Raw genomic sequence first — 19,705 nt, 5'->3', positions numbered from 1 at the left:
GGCGTTAAGGGTCAGTATCGATGCGATAACGACAGAAACGGTCGTGCGCACCTATATACGCGGCGTAAAGGAGGATGCTGATTCATCCTGCGGGCAATTTCCTCACGATGAGGACCATCCAAAATGACCCCGTTCTTAAACCCGGGGCCCTGCGCTGGGCCGCGCAGATGCGGTCGATCACAGCAAAAAAGGAAAATAGCGTCAAAAGGGCCATCGACGGCTGGCGGAAGCGCCATTGCACCGGATCGCGCCCGATCTCGATTGGGACGATCATCGACTGTTGAAGGCGGCGAACCAGATCTCGTGGGGTTTCCGCACGCTTTTCAACCAGCACGATGCCGTCGCTCTCCTCCGCAAAGACGACGATGACCGCTATTGGCGCCAGGTGCTTACCTACGGCATTGAGCATAACCTTCAGGCCGTTCTCGACGAGTACGTCCACTATCTGCTCGACGCCGAGGGCTTGGGCGCCAAGCCACCCGTTGATCGTATCGCTGGGATCAGCAAGGCGATCTCGGAGGCGTTGGCCATTCGCCCCTCGCAGATCGATATCGAGGATCCGATGGTCGACGGTAAGAAGCTGGTGATCAACAAGTTCCAGATGCGCGGGCGCTTCGCCATGCGCCTGGCCGACTACAAGGACGAGGAAGGCGGGGCCGAACGCCTCTCCAGTGTTCGCGACGCCTTTAACTCACCGTTCCGACCCTTCGCACTGGCCACCACCTCGGTCGGACGGGAAGGCCTCGACTTTCACCCTTATTGCTATCGGCTCTATCACTGGAACTTGCCCGGAAATCCCGTCGATCTCGAGCAGCGCGAGGGGCGTGTCCACCGCTTCAAGGGTCACGCCATCCGCCTGAATCTGGCGCATCGGCAAGTCGATGTGGTGCGTGGGCGAGGGAGAGATCATGATGATCCTTGGCAGATCATGTTTGACGCAGCTCGCGCCGAGACCGGAAATGACTCTGGCCTCATTCCCTACTGGATTTACGAAGGGCCGGTGAAGGTCGAATGCCGCGTGCCCATGCTCCCGTTCAGTCGCGAGGTCCGACGACTCGAGTGGCTTAAGCGAAGCCTGACCGTCTATCGCCTCGCGTTCGGGCAACCGCGTCAGGAAGACCTGCTGGAGTATCTTCACAGCCTCATAGGAACCGCCATGGCGGCAGAAGATCTCGCCGACCTGCAAATCCGGCTCCAACCGTGACGTCGCGCCGCTCAGTCGCCTTCAGCGGCAAGTGCCGCGCAGCGCTCCCTGACCAAGGCGATCACCTTGTCCTGCGCTGTTTTGGCGGCCTCAGCCTCGGCCGCGAAGGCAGGTAGCTGAAGCCCCTGCGCCCGGTCGGCCACACGCGCGATCAGGTCCGCAATCGCAGTCTCGGCATCTCCGACGGATACGCCGATTGTCCGCGCGAGCGCGAGGAAGTCCTGGCGCGTCAGACGGTCATCCTTGCCGTTGAGCTTGAGCGCCATGCGATCGCCCCCTAAACTCGGGAAGACGCGCGTGGTGACGGCGTCGTAGAGCGGTGCGAAGCGCACGCTCGTGAAGGCCTTGGCATCCACCTCGGCGACTTTGAGCACAGCGAGATTCTTGAGATGCATATCGCCATCTGCGATGAGCCAGGCGAACACGGCCCGGCGGAACAGGATATCGAGATCGCTGGCCGGATCGGTCGACAGCGGTCGTAGGCCGCGCGCCATCCGCTCGATCGTTCCGTCGTATTTGGCGGATGCCCCCCGACATGGCGGCCATGCTATGCCGAGGGGACTTTAAGGACCGGTTATCGTATCAGCGACGGCCAGCATCCGTTCACAAAGAATCCCGCGCGCACGAGATCGCGCATGGAGGAACAGCGGCGACGCCAGGCAAATTCCATGCGCTTCTGCTGCGCCCAACTGCAGATCCAGTTGGGATGTCGACGACCATGACGCTTGTCGTGACGCCAGTAGCGCGCGGTCACGATGGCATGGATATGGGGCTTGATGATCCACTCGCCATTGTCGCCTTCGACTGAATGTATCGCCCAGGCGACGGCAGCGCCCTGGTTCACGAGCTGGCTGCGCAGGAAGCCTTCAGCGAGCCAGCGCCAGTTGTCCTGTTTTACGTCAAGCGGGATTTGCATCATGACGTGCCATGCCGCCACGGCGGTGGGATCGCCCGTCGCGACGGCGACGCTATCCGCCTCCGCCCAGATCCTGTACGGGTCACTTGCCGCCCACAGCGGCGCGCTGTTCGGCAGCAGCAGAGCCGAACCCTTGAGTTCGAACCGCCGCTCTGCGAAACGGGCAGGCATGGGACCGAACCGGTCGACAGGGTCGCTGTGACGCCAGATATAAGCGACATTGGCAACGGCGGACTTGTAGGCCGGGACACGCCCGCAATATTGCCACTCCTCGCTAATCGGCCGAACTTTGAAATCCGGCCATTCGATCCGGGATATGCTGCGGGGACGGTTTACCAGTTGGCGGCGGGCGTGACGAAGTTGATCCTGGGTGATGAACATATGGGTCTCCTGGAAACGCCAACGCCGCCCACAGGGGCGGCGTTGGCGGGCGTCATGACGACGTGGAAGGGATTAGGATTATGGCTCAGCTGGTGACACTGATGGCCTCGACCGGGATGGCGTCGGCAAGGGGCTGCCCCGCCGGCACGAAGCTGTTGCCCGCCAAGTCGAGGCCATTCATGTCCGCAGCCATCTTTCGCCAGCGGTCCCATGCCATCTGCTCGCCCCGCGCCAGCAGGTGACGCGGCGGCAGTTTGTCGCTGACCAGCTGGTTGCGCTCGTCGATGCGCCAGCGCCTGCCACCCTGAAGCAGTTCGACCGGCGTCCGCTCGCTTGCGGTGTAAAGCTGGCAGCCGGGCATCCATTCGATGGAGAGCGGCTGGTGCACGACCAGCGACACCAGGCAGGGCTCCGGGGACTCCAGTTCCTGGAAGGTCAGATGCAGGATGTCCCTCTGCATCTGGGCTGCAAGCTCGGTCAGGTGGACGACATCCTCAAAATCGCGCGGACCGCTGGTGCAAAGGGACATGGTGTGGCGAGCCGGCTCATAGGGCGGATAGCCCATGAGCGTCCGCAGCGCGAACACCCAGGCCTGACCGCGTCGAAGATAGGGATGTGTCATTCAAATACTCCAATGCCATGTTGTGCTGACGGCCTGCTGGCCGGGGATTTTCTTCATTTTTCCGCTCTTTCACGGATCCCGATTTCACCTGACTCCGCTCAGGCGGCGCCCGGCGCCCTTTCAACCAGATGGATGCTGCTGCGGCGGTGCATCCAAGCGCGCGTGGCCTGTTCCGCGTCGGCACCGACGTGCTGCGCCTGCCGCAGAAAATGCAGCCAGGCGCCGATCGCCTCGGTCGCCAGGTCCGCTCGCACGGCATCGAGGCGACCCGTTCCCCAGTTGCCCAGCAGCGTATCCGGCGTCATGCTGGAAGCCGTGGCCACATCTTCCGCCTTCGCGCTGCGGTCGACCGACAGGTCCACGACATTGCCGCGAAGCACCCGCGCTAGCCGGACCATGAAGTGATGGGCGATCGTCGGCTCCGCATGGGCGGCTGCATCGATCAGGGGTGGGACGACATGCTGATCGATCTGCCAGCCGATCAGCGTATCGGCCATAGGCAAGCGATCGGCGAGCCAGAGGAGCAGGCCTTGTTCCTTTTCGCCAGCCGCGATGGTGCCCGCTTCGCTGCTGAAGCGCCAGCGGCTGCCATGGCGCGTGGCGATCATCAGCCCGGCGCCGACCAGATGTGTACCGGGCGGGGTATCGCAGTTCGCTGGCGGTATCGTGACGGTAGCGACAGCAAGGGAAACAAAGGTAACGGGTTCTTCGGTCATGGACATGTCCTGTTGTGCAGGCGCGCGCCATCGCCTCCGGCAATCAGCCGGAGCGATGCGCGCGCAAATGGGTTCTGGGTGGAAGTGGTGAAACCGGCCTAGCGGGCGGCGAACGCGGCCTCGTCCTGCTCCTTGCGCAACCGCAGTTCCGCGTCGGCAAGAGCAGCCTCGGCCCGCAAATATGGCGCACGGGATCGCGCCCATTGCGCCGGTCCGCAGGTCGCAAATGGCAGCAAGTGCTGCAACCGGGGCTCGCCTTCCAGCCAAATGGCCAGATCGGCCAGCGGCAGCGCGATCAGCCGCTCGTCTCCCTGCCGCCAGGCGATGGCATGCAGATAGACAAGGTAGCTGGCCAGCACATCCTCCTGCACATATTTGGCGATGGCTTCCACATCGCCGCGCCGCCAGAGGTCACCAACGTCGCCGCCCGACGTGCTCGTTTTGACCGGGATAGACAGCGCAGCGCATAGCTCGGCGAGCGATGATCCCCGCCCGCCATAGGCGTCGAGCAAATCGAGATGCGCGATGTCATAGCGCCCTGCATCGGCGATACGGGCGATGTTGCGCAGATCGTAAAGCGCATGGCGCTGGGCCTGCAACCTGAGCACCTGGGTATCGAAGCCGCGCCCGTTCAGCGTCACGGCCATCGAGCCGGGCGGAAATAGCGCGTCAGCGCTGCGCAGGAACTGCGCCTCCTGCCCTTCATGGCAGATGAAGGTATCGAGCGAGAAATCATAGCGCCCTTCGGACCGGGAGGCGGTGAGGAAGGTGCCGGCCACAGGCTTGTGCCGGGGCCAGGGCGGGAAGCTGCCGTCCGGCATTTCTTTTTCGACGACCGTCTCCAGGTCAAACGTCACAACATATTCATGCGGATATTGAAGCGGTGGATGCTGCCGTTGGCGCATAGCGTTTCTCCATAAGGGAACGCGCCGCCGGACGGCGGTCGCGAACCGGAGCCGCCGGGGCGGCGTCATGCCATTTTTCCCCAACGCTTCTCCGATCACGGAAGTCCGTCATGGACGGGTCTCTCATAGGGCGGTCTGCCGAGCCGGCCTGCCAGATAAATGGGTGCAAGAAGCGCGATATCGCGCGATCTGTTCTTCGCCGCCTTTTCCACAATGGCTGCATGGTGAGCCGATCATGGGGAGGCGAAATGCTATCGCGGCGATATTGCCGCGATAGTGCTGCCAATGCTGCACCAGACTGAAACGCTCGAGGCGGTTTGCTGCGGCACTGTCGCAGCCTATAATTACGTTTATGGACGACAAGCCCGATCAGCATGGACAATCGACGTGGCCGGCGCAGCTGGCGATGATCGCCGACCTGCTTGCGGCGGTGGGATCCATGGTCGCGGCCTGGGCGGCTCGTCGTCGCGGGGGTCCGGGTTCGATGCGCCGCACGGAATCGATCGTGCTGACGCTTCTCTCCACGGCTATCGCTTTCATCCATCGCGGCGATATCGCGGCTATGGGACAAGGCTGCGCGACAGCCACGCGCCGTCTGCTGCGACATATGACGCAGCCACCAGCAGGCTGGTCTGCCCCCTGACAGGCTCCGATGTTCAACCGCGATACCATCGCAGCACGAATGCAGAACAAGGGCAATGCCGTCCCCTCGTCGCGATATTGCGGCGATAGCGATGGACAGGCTCTGCCACGCCAGGAGGCATTGATGACAAGACATAGCGAAGAAGATTTCGCCCGCGCCGTCAGGGAGATTGCCAGCCGGCCCGGGCATAGCGGCGAAGTGACCAACTACCAGATCGCCATGCATCTGGACCGCTCACCGGGTGGCGGTCTTTACAAGCAGTTGGAGGAATGGCGCGCGGGTCATGGCACCTCCGGATCGACCATGATCAGCAGGACGCCGCCCGCGGCCGCGGCGATGCTGGATAAGGTCAACGACCACCTCTTGACCGTCGCCAACGCCATCGCGCGCGATATCGCCGGGCAAGAGATTGGGGACCTGCGTGAGCTATATGTCCGGACTGCGGTCGAACGGGATCAGGCGCATGAGGAGATCGAACGGCTTGAGCAGCGTCTGGCGGATGCGAAAGCGCGCGAGCGGGATCTTATCCAGGAGGTATCCACCCTACGCTTCTGCCGCGCCGATCGTTCCGCGCAGATGCTGCTCGCCGCAGTAAGGTTAAGCGCCGGGATCAGAACTGCCCGCTCACGCAAGCCTGTCTGGCAAGGCAGCGAGTAAGACGGACTGAAGGCTGCGCTGGCACTGCATACCTCACCATGCCTCCTCATAGCTCCAGTTCCGATGAGCCGGCCCGGTGCACGCTGGCCCCTCGACCTGGATCTTGCGCAAACGCCTGAAGCAGGAGGGCGCGAACATGAAGGTGCTGCTGGATGACCAGAAGGTTCTTCTGGTCATCCTCTGTCCAGCCGGGCGCTGTAAGCTGACCGTTCGGTCCGATTTCATAATCCGTGCGCTTTTCCCGCACATCGGCCAGCAGGTCGCGAAGCGCCCCATCAGGCTGGCCGTCGCGGCCGAAGAAGCGCGTCATATCCTGTGGCCCCGGATGTGGCGCAAAGTCCAGCATGCCGGCCTGCCGGGAATCCAGCGCGCCGATTGACGACGGCAGGTTCGGCGGCGCTGTCGGCAGCGCATCCGGAACCGTCATATGGCTTTCGTCATCCTGCTCGACCGCCTCTGCAATCGTCGCCTCGACATAATGATGGAAAGACCGGCGGTGAGCTTGCGTATCGACGACCTTCGTTCCCTTGCCTTTTACGCTGCTGGTCGGCGACAGGGGCGACAAGCGCGCCAATGATTCACGGACTTCGATCCACGGCAGGCCTCGGCGCAAAAGGGTGGCGCAGACATCGCGATCAATCGCGCCGTATCGGTCATCGCGCGAGACGGCGATATCGACCGGACGTCTGGACAAGACCTCATAATAAGTGTCCAGCCACAGGCTATCGCTGTCACTTCCTTCCCGAACTGCCTTCTCCATTCTGCCTAGTGCATCGTTCCGGTCCTGCAACTCCGCTGCACGGGTGCGATTGTCTTCCGCCTTCTGCCGGACGCCCGGCTGCTCGAGCGCCGCCTCGAACAGGGCATCGATCGACTCGGCATTGATAGCGTCAGTGCCGACAATCGCCTTTGCCGGAGAGCGCCTTTCGATGAGCTTCTTTATGACGCGCTCGTCAAATCCTGCCTGATCGTTCAGCAACTGGCCGATCGCACCGACCTCAATTGCGCGGATACGATCGGCATCGAAGACCTTTCCGGTCGGAAGGGTTTGCAGCGCTGACTGCCAGGCAGAGAGATAGATGCCTGTGGCACGGCTGTCGCCCGGGCGCGTTTTTGCCGCTGCGACAAGCCTGGCGCGAATATCTGCGGCGCGCACGTCCAGTGCCTGGCGTTCGCGCTGTCGCGCGCCAAGTGCCTCGGACATGGCCCGGCTCTCCTTGGCCTGAATACTTTGCCGTTCCGCTCTGGCCTGCGCCGTCTTCTCTTCACGTCGTTTGTGAAGATCGGCCAATATGGCCTGAATCTCCGGCTCGGCCTGCCAGCGCAGATGCTTGTGCATGTCCGTCTTGAGAATTGCGATGTCGATCTCTGGCCGTCCGTTGCTGGCGGCAAGGGCCTCACCTCCTCCGACAGCATCACGCAGCAAGGCTATGGTGGAATTCTGCGTGTCGGCCGCATTCTGGAAAATAGGCAGATGGGCCGGGTCATTCATCAGCGCCTGTGTTTGCCTGTCTGGCTTGAAGCGATCGATGCTGACATGGCCATCTGCGACATGGACACGGTGACCTGCCCTATCCAGCCGTTCGACCATCTGCTCCGCCAGGCGGCGCGCCTTCCTCGCCAGCTTCATCACTGTCATGCGGCTGCGGTTTAGCGCCGCCGCCTTGATCCGGGCGGCCTGCGTCCGGGCGGGTTCAATCCTGTCGCGCAGTCCAGCCGTGAGCCGGGCAAGCTGTTCATGCAGCCGTACAGCATCGGCACGAAGGGCACGGGCCGCTTCCGCCAGTTTCGCAATCCGGGCCTTGTGCTGATCGAGCGCCTCGCGCCGGGTCTCCGACACCTTGCCCAGCAGGTCCTTGTGAACCTCTGCCGCAGCGGCATCGCCCTGAGCGGCGCGCTGCGCCACGAAATCGGCGAAGGTCGGACGCGGTGTCTTCGCTCCCGCCTCCATCAGCGCAAAGTCGCGGCTTGCCTTGACCTGTGCCAGTTCGTCAGACCGCTCGGCCCGGATCTGGCGGTGGAATGCTTTCCGAGGTTCGTCCGCCAGTCGCTTATCGAACCGATCCATGATCGCTGCCCGATCCCGCTTATGCCGACGATAGGCAGCATCCCGGCGTTTCTGAATGGCCTCCCAATCCTGAAGTTGCAGGCGAAACTGGCGCTGCGTTGCACGCCAATGGTCGTTGCGCGCTTCCACCTTGGTCTTGCGCAGATTGATCGCCGCCCGATATTCAGGATGCCAGGAAAGGAATGGCATGTCCGCACTGGCATCCAGCTTTGGCATGCCGCCCATGTCAAATGCCGACACCTTCACGGCGTCCTTGCGGCTGTTGATGCTCTGCACCATCAGGCCACGCACTCGTCCCTTCGCCTCATAGGGGCGCAGGACGAGCGCATGGACAGCGAGCGCAGCGGCGCGTTCGTCCCATGTCGACAGAGCCAATGCAGTACGGACCTCATGATACAGCCGATCCTGCAGCGGGGTCATGCCCGTTCGCGCCAGATGTTCCTGCTGGGCTCGGCTGATCTCCGGCTCATCCGGCCTCTTCGTCGACCTCTTCGAACTGAGCTGCCGCAGCCCCCATTCCGCTTCGACGTCCCGAGCGAGCCCGGTCAACCTCCAGGCCAGATGGCTGTCCCAGGCGCGGCTCGCGGCAGTTCCCTTGGGCAGGGTGCGCGCTTCTTCCGCCGTCACCTCCCGCCTACTGTTCCTGTCCCAGAATTTGCGTGGCGGAGCCTTGCCCTCATCGTCCACTTCGCACGCCACAATGTGCAGATGGCCGCCTTCCTCACTGTCATCCGGCTCATCATGCACCACCTCGACGTGGGCGCGTCCCTCCAGACCAGCGACCTTCAACATACGGTCGCCCAATTCCTGATATTGTGCGTCGGTCAAAGATCGTTCAGCACGCGCGATGAGATGCACGACGGGTCTGGTGCGCCGGGGATCCCGCGCGGCATCGTACGCCAGTTGAGCGGCGAAGGTGCGGTAGCTGAAAAGCCCCTGCGATTTCAGAACCCGCGCATCGTCCCTGCCTGCATATTTGCCTCGCCGGGTCACATAATCGACCACGCCGCCGAAATAGCTGCCCCGGACGACCTTGATGATCATGGCCGCACCGCCTTGTGAACCGCCTCGATCGCGTCGTCGAGGCGAGAGCCGATCCGTGCGTCGATGCGACCTAGGCTGGTGAGGACCTTTTCCGCAGCAAGAGGAAGTTCATGGCGGACACGGTCGCGATGCTCGTCGGCGATGAAGACCGGATCGATCCGGTCGATCCAGTCCATCAGGCGCCGCAGGTCTCGCCGCATATCGCGAAGGTCTGCCCCGACATTGCCAAGAAGAGCGAGCGCTTCCTGTCCGCCCGGCATCGGCATGGGCATTCGCTGATGGGCCGCAGGTGCCTTGCCCCGACGCCGTTTCGGCTGCTCGGCCATGCCGGCGATCTGGGCGCGCAACCAGTCCTGCCGGGCATGGGGACCCGCGAACCCTTTTTCCGCAATGGCCACATCGAACACTGCCATATCGTCTGGCGAGAGCCTGAGGCGAAGATCCTCGCGGCGAGGACGGGCACCGGCGGCACGGTTGCCGTCCTCATCATCGGGGGCGCTCATGCCGGGCGCTTTCGCACGGGGAGGGTTCGGGAGGGGCAGCGCCCCACCTGACGAGTTATGTCGTTCCACCGCCCCTGGCGACAGAGCAAAGCGACAGAGACAGGGGCATATTTGGTGGACACGACATTACTCGCTTACTTACTTATTCTTATGGTCTCACATACTTCATGACCTGCCAATAGGGTGTCGTGAAACGGCGTCCCGATTCTGCGGAAATCTGCCAATGAGGGATGAAGGCGATTCATCCGGATAATGCCGGATTTTGCAGGTGCGCATGATCCGGGCATGAAGCCGATTTATCGGGAAGACTCCAGCAAGTCCGATCGACGCATCTCCGGTTGCGTACGACGTCACCAACGGCGCTTACCTACGGTGCTTAGGCATCGCAGTTCTCGACCCACGTCGATGCAAGGCACACGTTCATGAATGCAATTGGTCCACTGCCAAACGGGACGAACTCATACCATGGCAATGGCTACGCGATTAGAATCGGCCGGTCGCGCAAACCATCGAGCCCGCGACGGCACAGGACGCAAATGATCGCTTTGCCTGCTTGAGCGGGGTCAGTTGTCCGGATTATCAACTTCGGCGCGTCGGCCAAGGATCGCTATCGCCGCCTCCTCGTCGCATCGAGCGCTCTCCCGGGTCCACTGCACCACATCTCCTTGCCGACCGCAGGCAAAGCAGTGGTACAGTCCCCTTGCATCGTTGACGAGCAGGCCTCGCTCGCGGTCCTGATGAGCCGTGCATTGACCACGAAGTTCGTCGCCAGAGCGTACAAGGTGGACCGTTTCACCAATGAGAGCGGCAATCGAGATGCGGTCCCGCAGTGTTTCGGCGTTTGGATGAGTGCTTAGCATCTATGTACGATCGTCGTTGCCCGCTCGTGCGTCAACTAAGTAGGAACGGTGCCTGCATCAAAACCCACAGGTATCTCCGCTCTTGCAACATCGACAAGGCGGCTTTCTGACCTCCCTTACCCAATAAAAGGCTGGCTGACGTTCGACCGGCGTCAGCTCGCGACCAACTCTTGCCGTTCGGATGCCGATGCAGGAAGGTCAGCTTACGCCGGAACAGGTCATTCCAGTTGGCCCCGACCAGCAGCTCTGGCAATTAGCTCTTCTGAATGATGGTGTTGGTACGAGGGCCGGACGATCGGCCTTTGCAGCGTCCGACAATCATTTGGCATCGATTAACGTAATATGCAAAGGGCACGGGACGGAATGCGGGACGAAACCGGAGATATGATGCAGGGTCTGGAAACATCCGGTGACCGATTGGTAATGAGCCTCATTCAACGTCATATAGGTGCAACACGCGCTGAATTGACGAAAGCATCATCCTTCACGCAACAATCAGTGTCGCGTATCATCGACCGCCTTGCAAAACGCGACCTCATCAGGATCGGCGAGATTGTCCGCAACGGTCGGGGCCAGCCCAGCCCGATCATCAACCTCAATCCGGATGCCGCATTCTCGCTTGGCTTGTCGATCATGGCGGATGGTGTGAAGCTGGTCGCCATAAACCTGTGCGGTGAGGTGATCTGCGAGAGCGCGATCGGCGTTGAATCTCCAAGTCCTTGCGATGTGCTGGAAATGGCCAGCAGCTTCATTGCCAGTTTGGCTGAACAAGGGCATGCGCTGACTGCGCTGGCCGGGTTGGGAATCGGGATTACGGGCTATTTCGTCTTTGACGGCAGTCAGGTCAATCCGCCCGCCCTGGATGATTGGGCATTCGTCGAAATAGGCCGCGTGTTCAAGGATGCGCTCGGTATCCCTGTGTGGGTGGAAAATGATGGTACGGCCGCCGCAGTGGGAGAATCCTTGCTCGGCTATGGTCGTGAAGTCGATGACTTTGCCTATTTGCACTTTGCTGCCGGCTTCGGCGGAGGTCTGATCCGCAATGGGGGAGCGGTTCGCGGCGTCAGCGGCAACGCCGGTGAATTCGGTGGCATGCTGCCGCCCGATTATGTCTCCCCATCGCTGGGCAAATTGATGCAGATCGTCAAGGCCGAGGCGGGAATATCCTATCCGACCTTGCAGGCGTTTCTGGACGCTTTCGATCCATCATGGGCTGGGGTCTCGACCTGGCTCCAGGAAGCGGAACGCTCGCTCACCCTGATCGTCAACGGCATCGGGTCTGCGGTGGACCCGGGCATGATTATCCTTGGCGGACGACTACCAGAAGTGTTGGCCAGCGCGTTGATCGAGCGGTTGCACTTCTATCCCGCAGAACGGCGAGGCTTTCGCCGTCCATCTCCACCGCTTCGGTTCGCCGCATCCCCGTGCGATCCAGTCGCTGTCGGGGCAGCGATGCTCCCGTTCCAAGCTGTATTTTTTTGACATCACTGCTTCAATACTGCGGCTTGATTCGGCTCGCAATGCTAAGGAGCGCCCGCGCCAAACAATGGTAGGCCTTCATCTCTATATAAAATATTGTTTGATTTCATTATATTAAAATAGAGTTTTTCTTTATCACACCAAATGTGTGGAAATGTCATATATTCTACACTTTGGGTGTGGATATGCCGCTGCCAACAGGACAAAGATGCAGGGGCTTCTCCAGATGAAACAGGGATCAAACAGGCGAAACTATTGGGCTGCGGGCCTGATCGCCATCGCTACGGCTTCGGCTGCACAGGCTCAGGTCACACCTCAGCCGGGTGAGACCGGATTGCCGGATAATGTGGAGGCGAAGGGGAATGACGGCGATATCGTCGTCACGGGCGAACGCTATGTGAATCGTGCCGCCATTCAGGCCAAACGCGCCAATCCGCGGATCGCGGACGTCGTGTCCGCGTCCGAGGTCGGCTCGCTGCCCGATTTCGGTTTCGGCGAAGCCATGCGGCGCATCCCCGGCATCTCTCTGGTTCAGAACAATCAGCGGGGCGAAGATCAGTTCGTCGGCATTCGAGGGCTTAACTCGGCCTATACGCTCGTCGTCCGTGATGGTATTGCCCTGCCTTCGACCGAGGTGGGACGCCGCAGCGTGTCGCTTGACGTGCTGCCCTCCACCATTGCCAGCCAGATCACGGTTACCAAATCGTTGACACCCGACATGGACGGCAATGCCATCGGTGGCCAGATCAACTATCGCACGCCCAGCGCCTTCGATCATGATCGCCTGTTCGGTTCGATCCGGGTGGATTATGGCGATTATCAAAATGGTCGCCGTTACAGCAACCGCACGCCGTCCGGCAAAATCGATGCATTGCTAACCACCCGCTTCGGCAATGAAGACCAGTTCGGCCTGGTCGTCGGGGGCAGTTATTTCCGCCGAGACTCTTCGTCGACGGATCCGACCGCTGCCTCCTACGGCTATTATGATGCCGCTGGCGCGCGCCTCGCGCTCAATTCGCCCAGCATCGCCAGCGCCAATGCCGGACCGTTGCGGCGCGACTATTATGTCTACGACAATCTGCGCGACCGCCTCGGCTTGTTCGGGAAGCTGGAATTCAACAACCACAACGGCATTGCCGCCACCATCTCGGCAGCTCAGTTCACGCACAAGAATGACGAGGACCGCAACGACAATGTCCTGGCGGCATCGGGCAATCTTACGAATGTGACAGCAACGAGCGGCACGGCCCAGTCCGGCACCGGCACGGTGCAATATGACAGATATTTCCAGCGACGCCAGATCCGCTATGTCACCGGCACGCTCGATCTCCAGCCGACCGAGCGCGACGAGATCAATTTTCGCGCCAGTTATGGCGTGGGAAGGTTCAGCAGCGCCAATGTGGAAAGCATCTACACAGGCGGCAGCGCCTCGAGCCTGTTCGGCTATGACTATAGCTACAACCAATCGGATTTTCCGATATTGGCGCCGCGCAATGCTGCCGCGACCGACCCGTCCCGCTATCGGCAGACGCTTTACGGCTATGGCCTGAATCGCAACATTGAAAAGGCGACGACCGTGGGCCTGGACTACGGACATAATATGTCCGCGCAGGACCAGGGGCTGGGCTTCAAGGCGGGCACCCAATTCCGGCTGCTTGACCGGAATTACGATCACACCGAAAGCTATTATCAGCCGGTCTCCACGGCGCTTGCGCCGCTATTGAGCACGCAGATCCGCGGCAACAGCTTCTCGCCCTTTATCGATCCGGCCTATACGATGATGCTGGTCGATCAGAACGCTGCGGAAGCCTATTTTCAGGCCAACAAGGGGAATTACGCCCTGCTCGCTGCCACGGCGGACAACAATATCAGCGGTAATTACGGCGTGAAGGAGAACGTCTATTCCGGTTATTTCATGACGACATGGCGGGGCGACCGGCTGCGCATGACCGCCGGCTTGCGCTATGAACTGACCGATTTCAAAAGTTCATCCTATACGCGATCGGCTTACACCACACCCGCGCAATATGCTCTGGCCCAGCGCAGCAGCAGCTATGGCAATCTGCTGCCGTCGTTCAACGCCAGCTATGACGTTACCGGCAATGTGAAGCTCAGGGCGGCCTATGCACGCGCCATCGGGCGTCCCAATTATGATGACCTCGCTACGCCCGCTACGATCACCCGCACGCCGATGGGCTTGTCGGTCGCCAGGGGCAATGCCGATCTCAAGGCCCGTCTGGCCGACAATTATGATCTTTCGTTCGAATGGTATTTCGCCAGCGACAGCATCTTCTCGGCCGCGCTGTTTCGAAAGGATATCGCCAATGAAATCTTCCGGTCTGTGTCGGAAGATACGCTCGACATCGGCGGCGTTCCCACCCTTGTTACCGTGAGCCAGGCGCGTAACCTCGACAAGGCGCGTGTGGAAGGACTGGAACTGGGCCTCGTGGTGTCGAGCCTCGGCTCGCTGTCTTCGCCGCTCAGGGGGCTGGGTTTCTCGACCAACGTCACGCTGCTCAAGACCAATCCCACCAGCATTCTCATGAACAACGGCACCTATCGCCAGCTTAATTCCCTGCTGGAGCAGGCCGATACCGTGTTCAACGCCAGCCTGTTCTACAGCATTGGCCGGTTCAGCGCGAAGGCGGCCTATAACTACACCGGCCGTCAGCTTGCGGTGGTCGGCACGGACTTTGCCGCCAACGACCGTTATCTAGGCGCTGCGAACATCGTGGACCTCCAGGCTTCCTATCGCGTGAGGAAGAATCTCACATTCATGGTCACCGCGAAGAATGTCGGAAACGATCGTCCCACACGCTATTTCGGCCCCGGCGGTGCCGTGACCCGCGATGTGATCGACAATGGCCGGTCATTCTTCGCCGGCGCATCCTACAAATTCTGACGAAAGCACAAGATATGCGCAAATCCCTTTTCGCGGTATCCGTCATTGCCGCCGCCCTGTCGATCGGCCAGCCCGCGCTGGCCCATCGCTCGGATGACATCTGGACAGCACTGATGGCTCCGCCCGGCGCCCGATCCTTCGTTGTCGCGCACCGCGGCGCCCATGTAGAGGTGCCGGAAAACTCGGCCGCCGCCATTCGCCGCGCGATTGAACTTGGCGTCGACATTGTCGAGATTGATGTCCGCTTTACCCGGGACAATGTCGCCATTCTGATGCATGATCCGAAGATTGACCGGACGACGAACGGCCACGGCGAAGTGGAAAGCATGACGTTCGCGGAAATCGAACGGTTGCGCCTGCTCGGTCCCGATGGCAAGCCGACGGCCTATCGGGTGCCGACGCTGAAATCCGTGCTGCGGATCGCGCGGGACAAGATCGTGGTCGATCTTCACCTCAAGGTCGATCGCGCTCCTGAGGTGGCGGCGATTCTGCGGCAGGCGGGCATCCGCCATGCCCTTTTCTATGCCGACGATGCGCCGTGGCTTGATAATATGCAGGCGCAATGGCGTGGCGGCGAAACAGTGCGGCTGGCCCAGTCTCGCGAAGAACTGGATTATTATCTGAAGCAGGCCAGCCCGCATTTCGTTCACCTGACACCGGCCTATCTTTCGCGCGAGTTGATTGAAGGGCTGGATCGGCGTGGGGTGAGAGGCATGGTCAACGTCATTGGCGGTCCCGATCGCGCGGCGGCGGCGGATCGCGGTGCAAGCTATGATGCTTTCATCAACAGCGGAGTCAGCATCATCCAGACCGACCGGCCAAAAGACCTTATCGAGCGCATGACCGAACTTGGCCGTCACAGGATGATCCGTTAATATGACTGGACCGATCGCCACCACTTCCCGCCGGCTATGGGCCATTGCCCTTGTCACATCGCTCTGCATCGGGACGGGCGCGGCAGACCGCGCGCTTGCGCAAAGTCCCCGGCAACGGCTGGCGAACGCTGAAAGCGGCGCCATGGTAGTTGCCCATCGCGGCTGCCATCGCTCAGGCGTGAAGCATGGATTGCCGGGCGCGCCGGAAAATTCTCTGCTTGCGCTCGACCATTGCATCGCCATGGGAATCGACGTCATGGAAACCGATGTCCGTCGCACCCGCGACGGCTATCTCGTCATCATGCACGATGCGACGGTCGACCGGACCACGGACGGCACCGGCAAGGTCGCTGACATGACGCTTGCCGAGATCAGGCGATTGCACCTGCGCGACGGCATGGGCGGCGCGGCTGCGGCGGTGACCGCCCAGCAGGTGCCGACCCTTGCCGACATGTTGTCCCATGGACAGGGCCGCATCCTGTTCAACCTGGATATACAGGAAGCGATCTATGGCGAAGCGATCGACGAAGCTTTGCGCCTGGGCGCGGCGAACGATGCCATCCTGAAAACGAGGGCCGGGTCAGGCTCCCCGCCGCTGGCGGCCATCTCCCCTTATGATCGCGTGCCGTTCATGCCCATATTGTCGAAAGTCAGCGGAACTCCGTCCGAGATGGTGGCGCTCGCCCGGCAACAGCTTGCGGGCGGCCGCCGTCCCGTTGCCTTCGGCACGCCCCGGCTCGACGGCGTTTCCCTTGCGGCGCTGCGAAACGAGGCACGCAAGGCGGGCGTAAGGCTCTGGACGAACACGTTGGGCGATGGCGATGCCCAAGCCATGAGCGATCCGGACCGCATCTGGGGCCGCCTGCTCAGCGATGGTTTCTCGATGATCCAGACCGACGCACCGGAAATGCTCAAGGAATTTATCGCGCGCCAGCATTCAGGCGAGGCGTCACATCGCTGACGCATATCGGCGCTAGCGAGCCCGCGTGCGCCGGAATTTGAAAGTTTTGCATCGGGAAGCGCTTACCGAAAGCCAGGCGGCGCTGTGGCCCTATGGCGTGGCGCATTTCGGAAAGAGCCTTTTCTGGTATTCAAGCGAGCTGGTCTTCGCCTTCTTCCTGACCGAGCGCGCAGGGCTGCCCGCCGCATGGATGGGGGGCCTGCTGGCCGGTGGACTGGTGCTGAGCGCGCTGATCGACCTCGCCATCGGCTGGAAATTGCGCGGCGCCTCGTTCACACTTGCCCGCGCCTGCCGGTTGCAGTTCATCGGGGCTTGCGCGAGCGCGGCGGTGATAACGCCTCTCTTCGCCGCGGATCTGCTGCCCGAGGCATGGCGGCTGATCTGGGCGGTGCTGCTCGCGACCCTCTTTCGTATTGCCTATGCGCTCTATGACATTCCACAGAACGCCACGCTGGGTCTCGCCACGCGCAATGCCAGGGAGCGCGCGCGGCTGGCTGCATTGCGGCTGTCCTGTAGTGGTATGGCCTCCATCGCGGTCGCCACCGCGCTCGCCTGGCTGGTCAGCGGCGGGAGTCAGAACGGAAGCGGCCGTTTTGCGCTAGTGACGCTGGGGATGTCCGTGGTCGCCATCGGCTCGGCCTGGTATCTGACGCGACTGCGGCCACGTCCTGGCGCCGACTGCGCGGTTCCCGCCGCATCGTCCGCTTCGGGCACCGGCATCGGCCTGATCCCGCTGCTCCTGCTGATGTTTCTGGTATCGATAGCGACATCGGTGTTCGGCAAGCTCGAACCCTATTATGTCGCCTATCGCTGGCAGGGCCAGGGAGGGACGATCATCATCGCCGTCTCAGTCGGCCTTACCGTGGCGCAGCCATTCTGGCTGATCGCATTGCGTCGGATGGGCCACCTCCGTACGCTCTGCGTGGCGTTCGTCCTTCTGGGCGCCGGGGCGATCGCCTTCACGCTTGCCGAGACCGCCGGCTATTATGCGCAGGCGGCCTTCGCATTCCTGTTCGGCGCGGCCAATGGAGGCATTGCCACGCTTTTGTGGGCGAGCTTCGCGGATCGGGTTTCCGCCGAGCGTCCGACCGCGCCCGCCTCCGCATTTGCGCTGTTGACGGCGATTTCGAAATTCGGGCTGGCGGTCGCCAGCTTGACGGTCGCGGCGTGGCTTTTTCTGGTGGACTATCGCGTTGACGGCACGGGGCTTGTCCTCGCCATGGCGGGCATTCCAGCGGCCGCCGTGGCAATGTGCCTGGCCGTCATGGTCCTGTCGACCCCGATCCGAAGCGGCGGACGGCTCGGCATTATGCCGCGGATCTGATCGGTGACAACGTTCAATGTCTCCGGCCAAACAGGATTGCACCAAGAGGATGCAATCCGTCGCGAGCCGGCGGCGCCTATGGCCATGTCGACACGGGCGGCTCGATCGGTGGCCAAGCCAAATATTGCCTAGTGCCCCATACCGACTTCAATCTGCTCGAATTCCCCGATCGCGACCGCGCCATGGAGCGTATCCGTGATCTTGCTATGTTGTCGGACATCCTTCCGACCGGCTTTCTTGCTTGGGGTATGGCAGCTTCCCAGAGTCGACTGCCGTCAAGCAGCCATTCTGGAATCGGCCAGCCTTGCTCGTTCCCTGCCCGATCTCCTACGGTTCGCGAACGGCCGGTTTATCCGAAACCTGACACCCACGGATGCGCGCTGAAACGGCGGTTTTGTCCCAGACCCGGGCATATTGGGACATCAGCATTCAGGCGACGGGAAATTGTTGTCGAAAGCTGATAAGTGGGACAAACGGCGGCTTGTTAACCATGGCGCCCAGAATAGTGGATTGAAAGATTACACCGGAACCTGGCCCTGTTAACTATTTCTCGCAATCGACTTTTAAGCCGCTCGGCAGCAAAAGGGGTATGCTAGGGCAAACGACCAACGAAAATAAAATCGACTGAGTCGCGTTTCTGCGAGATGGGGCGGCTCCCCGGTCTATCCGGGAAGCCGCCGTTGTTGTCAGGCGGCGAGCGGCCAAGCGGTTTGAACGTGACGAAGATGCTCGCTTGGCACGGCATTGGCCGCGAGGCGCAATCGCAAGCGAGCGCGGGCGACGCCGCTGCGGAGGGAACCATTGGGGCGCGACGGGAAAGAGACCAGTGCCCGGTCATCATGACCAAAGCAGACGTTGAGGCCGAAAGGCATGATAAGCAGCGGTCCATCGTCTTTGGGCGACCAGAGGGCGCAGTCGGTAAAGCGAAAAACGACGCCTGAGCGTTCAGCGAAGATGCTCGCGCTCGTCGGTCCGAGATGTTCGCGGCCCGCTTCAAACGCTAGATAGACGATGTCCATCTGCTGTTCACCCGCTTCTATCGTCCACTTATCAAGCAGGTTCTTGTCCAAAGCCGGTCCCGCAATGACGATGACCGAGCAGCCATCCGCTGCGAATTCTTGATCAAGCTCATGACGAAGCAGCTTGGCAGCTGCGATGGCGAAACGGTTGACGGTTTCCAGATTGCATTGATGCGTCATTTCAGTCTCCTAAATTTTCCTCAAAAACCCTGAGGACACTCGGAGATTCCCCTTCCGGGACGCGGTCTGCCGACCGCCCTTGCCATGCCGCATCGCCAAGCGGCATGACCTCACCAATTGCAGCCACCTCAGTTCGTGAGGGGCACTGATCGGCACGCCGACATTTACGCCACTGAAGCGTGGAATGATGGCGGCAATAAGCGTGGAGCTACTGACCATATTCCTGGTCGATGCACCAGGCGCGATGTTCCTCAACGGTCGCGAATTGCAACGCTTTCGCTAGGCTCTTCGAATACAGCTCTGGCATTACATCGCCGTTTGTAGCGCGACGATTACGGAGTCCGGTCGGCGTCAATTTTGATGGCCGATAGGTGGCCGCGCCGGTTGGTGAATTCTGGCTACCATTTGCTGTTGCGAGGAGCAACCGTCGAGCGACAATTACGACG

Annotated in this window: 19 protein-coding genes; 9 read left to right on the top strand and 10 right to left on the bottom strand. The window is 61.3% G+C overall.

The genetic code is table 11. The features are described 5' to 3' along the window. The first annotated feature begins 74 nt into the window (after positions 1-74). Positions 75-284 carry a hypothetical protein gene (locus F4U94_RS24510; RefSeq protein ID WP_170271977.1) on the top strand — a complete coding sequence of 70 codons (210 nt, stop codon included), beginning with the start codon at positions 75-77 and terminating at the stop codon, positions 282-284. Then, positions 236-1,204, top strand: coding sequence for a helicase-related protein (locus F4U94_RS20940; RefSeq protein WP_197716480.1), 969 nt, complete (start codon positions 236-238; stop codon positions 1,202-1,204). The genes F4U94_RS24510 and F4U94_RS20940 overlap by 49 nt, the downstream gene beginning before the upstream one ends. A gap of 11 nt (positions 1,205-1,215) precedes the next feature. Here F4U94_RS20940 and F4U94_RS20935 read toward each other — a convergent pair whose 3' ends face one another. From F4U94_RS20935 to F4U94_RS20915, 5 genes are all read right to left on the bottom strand, one after another. Beyond that, positions 1,216-1,755 (bottom strand): HipA domain-containing protein, encoded by a 540-nt coding sequence (locus F4U94_RS20935; RefSeq protein WP_269462551.1) that lies wholly within the window; start codon positions 1,753-1,755, stop codon positions 1,216-1,218. Positions 1,756-1,778: 23 nt separating this feature from the next. Continuing rightward, positions 1,779-2,501 carry a MobA/MobL family protein gene (locus F4U94_RS20930; protein ID WP_150412195.1) on the bottom strand — a complete coding sequence of 241 codons (723 nt, stop codon included), beginning with the start codon at positions 2,499-2,501 and terminating at the stop codon, positions 1,779-1,781. 85 nt (positions 2,502-2,586) lie between these two features. Then, positions 2,587-3,123, bottom strand: a complete 537-nt coding sequence (locus tag F4U94_RS20925) for a hypothetical protein (RefSeq protein ID WP_120252526.1) — start codon at positions 3,121-3,123, stop codon at positions 2,587-2,589. A gap of 98 nt (positions 3,124-3,221) precedes the next feature. Beyond that, positions 3,222-3,839 carry a hypothetical protein gene (locus F4U94_RS20920; RefSeq protein ID WP_145986270.1) on the bottom strand — a complete coding sequence of 206 codons (618 nt, stop codon included), beginning with the start codon at positions 3,837-3,839 and terminating at the stop codon, positions 3,222-3,224. A gap of 98 nt (positions 3,840-3,937) precedes the next feature. Continuing rightward, positions 3,938-4,696, bottom strand: coding sequence for a hypothetical protein (locus tag F4U94_RS20915; RefSeq protein WP_170271976.1), 759 nt, complete (start codon positions 4,694-4,696; stop codon positions 3,938-3,940). A 400-nt stretch (positions 4,697-5,096) separates the two neighbouring features. Here F4U94_RS20915 and F4U94_RS20910 point away from each other — a divergent pair, with 400 nt between their 5' ends. Both F4U94_RS20910 and F4U94_RS20905 read left to right on the top strand, forming a co-directional pair. After that, positions 5,097-5,387, top strand: a complete 291-nt coding sequence (locus F4U94_RS20910) for a hypothetical protein (protein ID WP_120252523.1) — start codon at positions 5,097-5,099, stop codon at positions 5,385-5,387. Positions 5,388-5,510: 123 nt separating this feature from the next. After that, on the top strand, positions 5,511-6,044 hold the full coding sequence (locus tag F4U94_RS20905) for a hypothetical protein (protein ID WP_145986269.1): 534 nt from the start codon (positions 5,511-5,513) through the stop codon (positions 6,042-6,044). Positions 6,045-6,090: 46 nt separating this feature from the next. On the opposite strand, the gene F4U94_RS20900 is transcribed toward F4U94_RS20905, so the two are convergent. The 3 genes from F4U94_RS20900 to F4U94_RS25625 form a co-directional block, all read right to left on the bottom strand. Continuing rightward, on the bottom strand, positions 6,091-9,156 hold the full coding sequence (locus F4U94_RS20900; protein ID WP_120252521.1) for a relaxase/mobilization nuclease domain-containing protein: 3,066 nt from the start codon (positions 9,154-9,156) through the stop codon (positions 6,091-6,093). Beyond that, a complete protein-coding gene (locus F4U94_RS20895) occupies positions 9,153-9,659 on the bottom strand; it encodes a hypothetical protein (protein ID WP_145986268.1) in 507 nt (168 codons plus the stop codon). Before F4U94_RS20895 ends, F4U94_RS20900 begins: the two co-directional genes overlap by 4 nt. Positions 9,660-10,222: 563 nt before the next feature. Further along, on the bottom strand, positions 10,223-10,519 hold the full coding sequence (locus F4U94_RS25625; RefSeq protein WP_120252519.1) for a CHC2 zinc finger domain-containing protein: 297 nt from the start codon (positions 10,517-10,519) through the stop codon (positions 10,223-10,225). A 363-nt stretch (positions 10,520-10,882) separates the two neighbouring features. On the opposite strand from F4U94_RS25625, the gene F4U94_RS20885 reads away from it, so the two are divergent. The 5 genes from F4U94_RS20885 (at position 10,883) to F4U94_RS20865 (ending at position 18,060) form a co-directional block, all read left to right on the top strand. After that, positions 10,883-12,001, top strand: a complete 1,119-nt coding sequence (locus F4U94_RS20885) for an ROK family transcriptional regulator (RefSeq protein ID WP_170271975.1) — start codon at positions 10,883-10,885, stop codon at positions 11,999-12,001. Between the two features lie 223 nt (positions 12,002-12,224). After that, a complete protein-coding gene (locus F4U94_RS20880) occupies positions 12,225-14,900 on the top strand; it encodes a TonB-dependent receptor (RefSeq protein WP_170271974.1) in 2,676 nt (891 codons plus the stop codon). A gap of 14 nt (positions 14,901-14,914) precedes the next feature. After that, positions 14,915-15,775: a glycerophosphodiester phosphodiesterase family protein gene (locus F4U94_RS20875; RefSeq protein WP_073977048.1), complete on the top strand. Its 861-nt coding sequence runs from the start codon at positions 14,915-14,917 to the stop codon at positions 15,773-15,775. Position 15,776: 1 nt separating this feature from the next. After that, positions 15,777-16,736: a glycerophosphodiester phosphodiesterase family protein gene (locus F4U94_RS20870; protein WP_081096414.1), complete on the top strand. Its 960-nt coding sequence runs from the start codon at positions 15,777-15,779 to the stop codon at positions 16,734-16,736. Positions 16,737-16,773: 37 nt separating this feature from the next. Further along, complete coding sequence (locus F4U94_RS20865; RefSeq protein WP_170271973.1) at positions 16,774-18,060, top strand: MFS transporter; 1,287 nt, start codon at positions 16,774-16,776, stop codon at positions 18,058-18,060. A 686-nt stretch (positions 18,061-18,746) separates the two neighbouring features. Here F4U94_RS20865 and F4U94_RS20855 read toward each other — a convergent pair. Continuing rightward, positions 18,747-19,259 carry a hypothetical protein gene (locus F4U94_RS20855; RefSeq protein WP_120252517.1) on the bottom strand — a complete coding sequence of 171 codons (513 nt, stop codon included), beginning with the start codon at positions 19,257-19,259 and terminating at the stop codon, positions 18,747-18,749. Positions 19,260-19,467: 208 nt separating this feature from the next. After that, on the bottom strand, positions 19,468-19,705 hold a 238-nt coding region (locus tag F4U94_RS24830; RefSeq protein ID WP_211363320.1), incomplete at its 5' end, for a hypothetical protein.

Origin of the sequence: Sphingobium limneticum, from assembly GCF_008710155.1 — a bacterium.
GTDB classification, from domain to species: domain Bacteria; phylum Pseudomonadota; class Alphaproteobacteria; order Sphingomonadales; family Sphingomonadaceae; genus Sphingobium; species Sphingobium limneticum.
The sequence above is the reverse complement of the archived record's forward strand: the minus strand, read 5'-3'. Positions and strand labels throughout refer to the sequence as shown.

Excerpts from the sequence above, each read along its gene's own strand:
- F4U94_RS20855 (WP_120252517.1), bottom strand. The coding sequence starts at position 19,259 with ATGACGCATCAATGCAATCTGGAAACCGTCAACCGTTTCGCCATCGCA.
- F4U94_RS20925 (WP_120252526.1), bottom strand. The coding sequence starts at position 3,123 with ATGACACATCCCTATCTTCGACGCGGTCAGGCCTGGGTGTTCGCGCTG.
- F4U94_RS20910 (WP_120252523.1), top strand. The coding sequence starts at position 5,097 with ATGGACGACAAGCCCGATCAGCATGGACAATCGACGTGGCCGGCGCAG.
- F4U94_RS20920 (WP_145986270.1), bottom strand. The coding sequence starts at position 3,839 with ATGACCGAAGAACCCGTTACCTTTGTTTCCCTTGCTGTCGCTACCGTC.
- F4U94_RS20875 (WP_073977048.1), top strand. The coding sequence starts at position 14,915 with ATGCGCAAATCCCTTTTCGCGGTATCCGTCATTGCCGCCGCCCTGTCG.
- F4U94_RS20930 (WP_150412195.1), bottom strand. The coding sequence starts at position 2,501 with ATGTTCATCACCCAGGATCAACTTCGTCACGCCCGCCGCCAACTGGTA.
- F4U94_RS25625 (WP_120252519.1), bottom strand. The coding sequence starts at position 10,519 with ATGCTAAGCACTCATCCAAACGCCGAAACACTGCGGGACCGCATCTCG.
- F4U94_RS20895 (WP_145986268.1), bottom strand. The coding sequence starts at position 9,659 with ATGAGCGCCCCCGATGATGAGGACGGCAACCGTGCCGCCGGTGCCCGT.
- F4U94_RS24510 (WP_170271977.1), top strand. The coding sequence starts at position 75 with ATGCTGATTCATCCTGCGGGCAATTTCCTCACGATGAGGACCATCCAA.
- F4U94_RS20885 (WP_170271975.1), top strand. The coding sequence starts at position 10,883 with ATGCGGGACGAAACCGGAGATATGATGCAGGGTCTGGAAACATCCGGT.
- F4U94_RS20900 (WP_120252521.1), bottom strand. The coding sequence starts at position 9,156 with ATGATCATCAAGGTCGTCCGGGGCAGCTATTTCGGCGGCGTGGTCGAT.
- F4U94_RS20870 (WP_081096414.1), top strand. The coding sequence starts at position 15,777 with ATGACTGGACCGATCGCCACCACTTCCCGCCGGCTATGGGCCATTGCC.
- F4U94_RS20880 (WP_170271974.1), top strand. The coding sequence starts at position 12,225 with ATGAAACAGGGATCAAACAGGCGAAACTATTGGGCTGCGGGCCTGATC.
- F4U94_RS20905 (WP_145986269.1), top strand. The coding sequence starts at position 5,511 with ATGACAAGACATAGCGAAGAAGATTTCGCCCGCGCCGTCAGGGAGATT.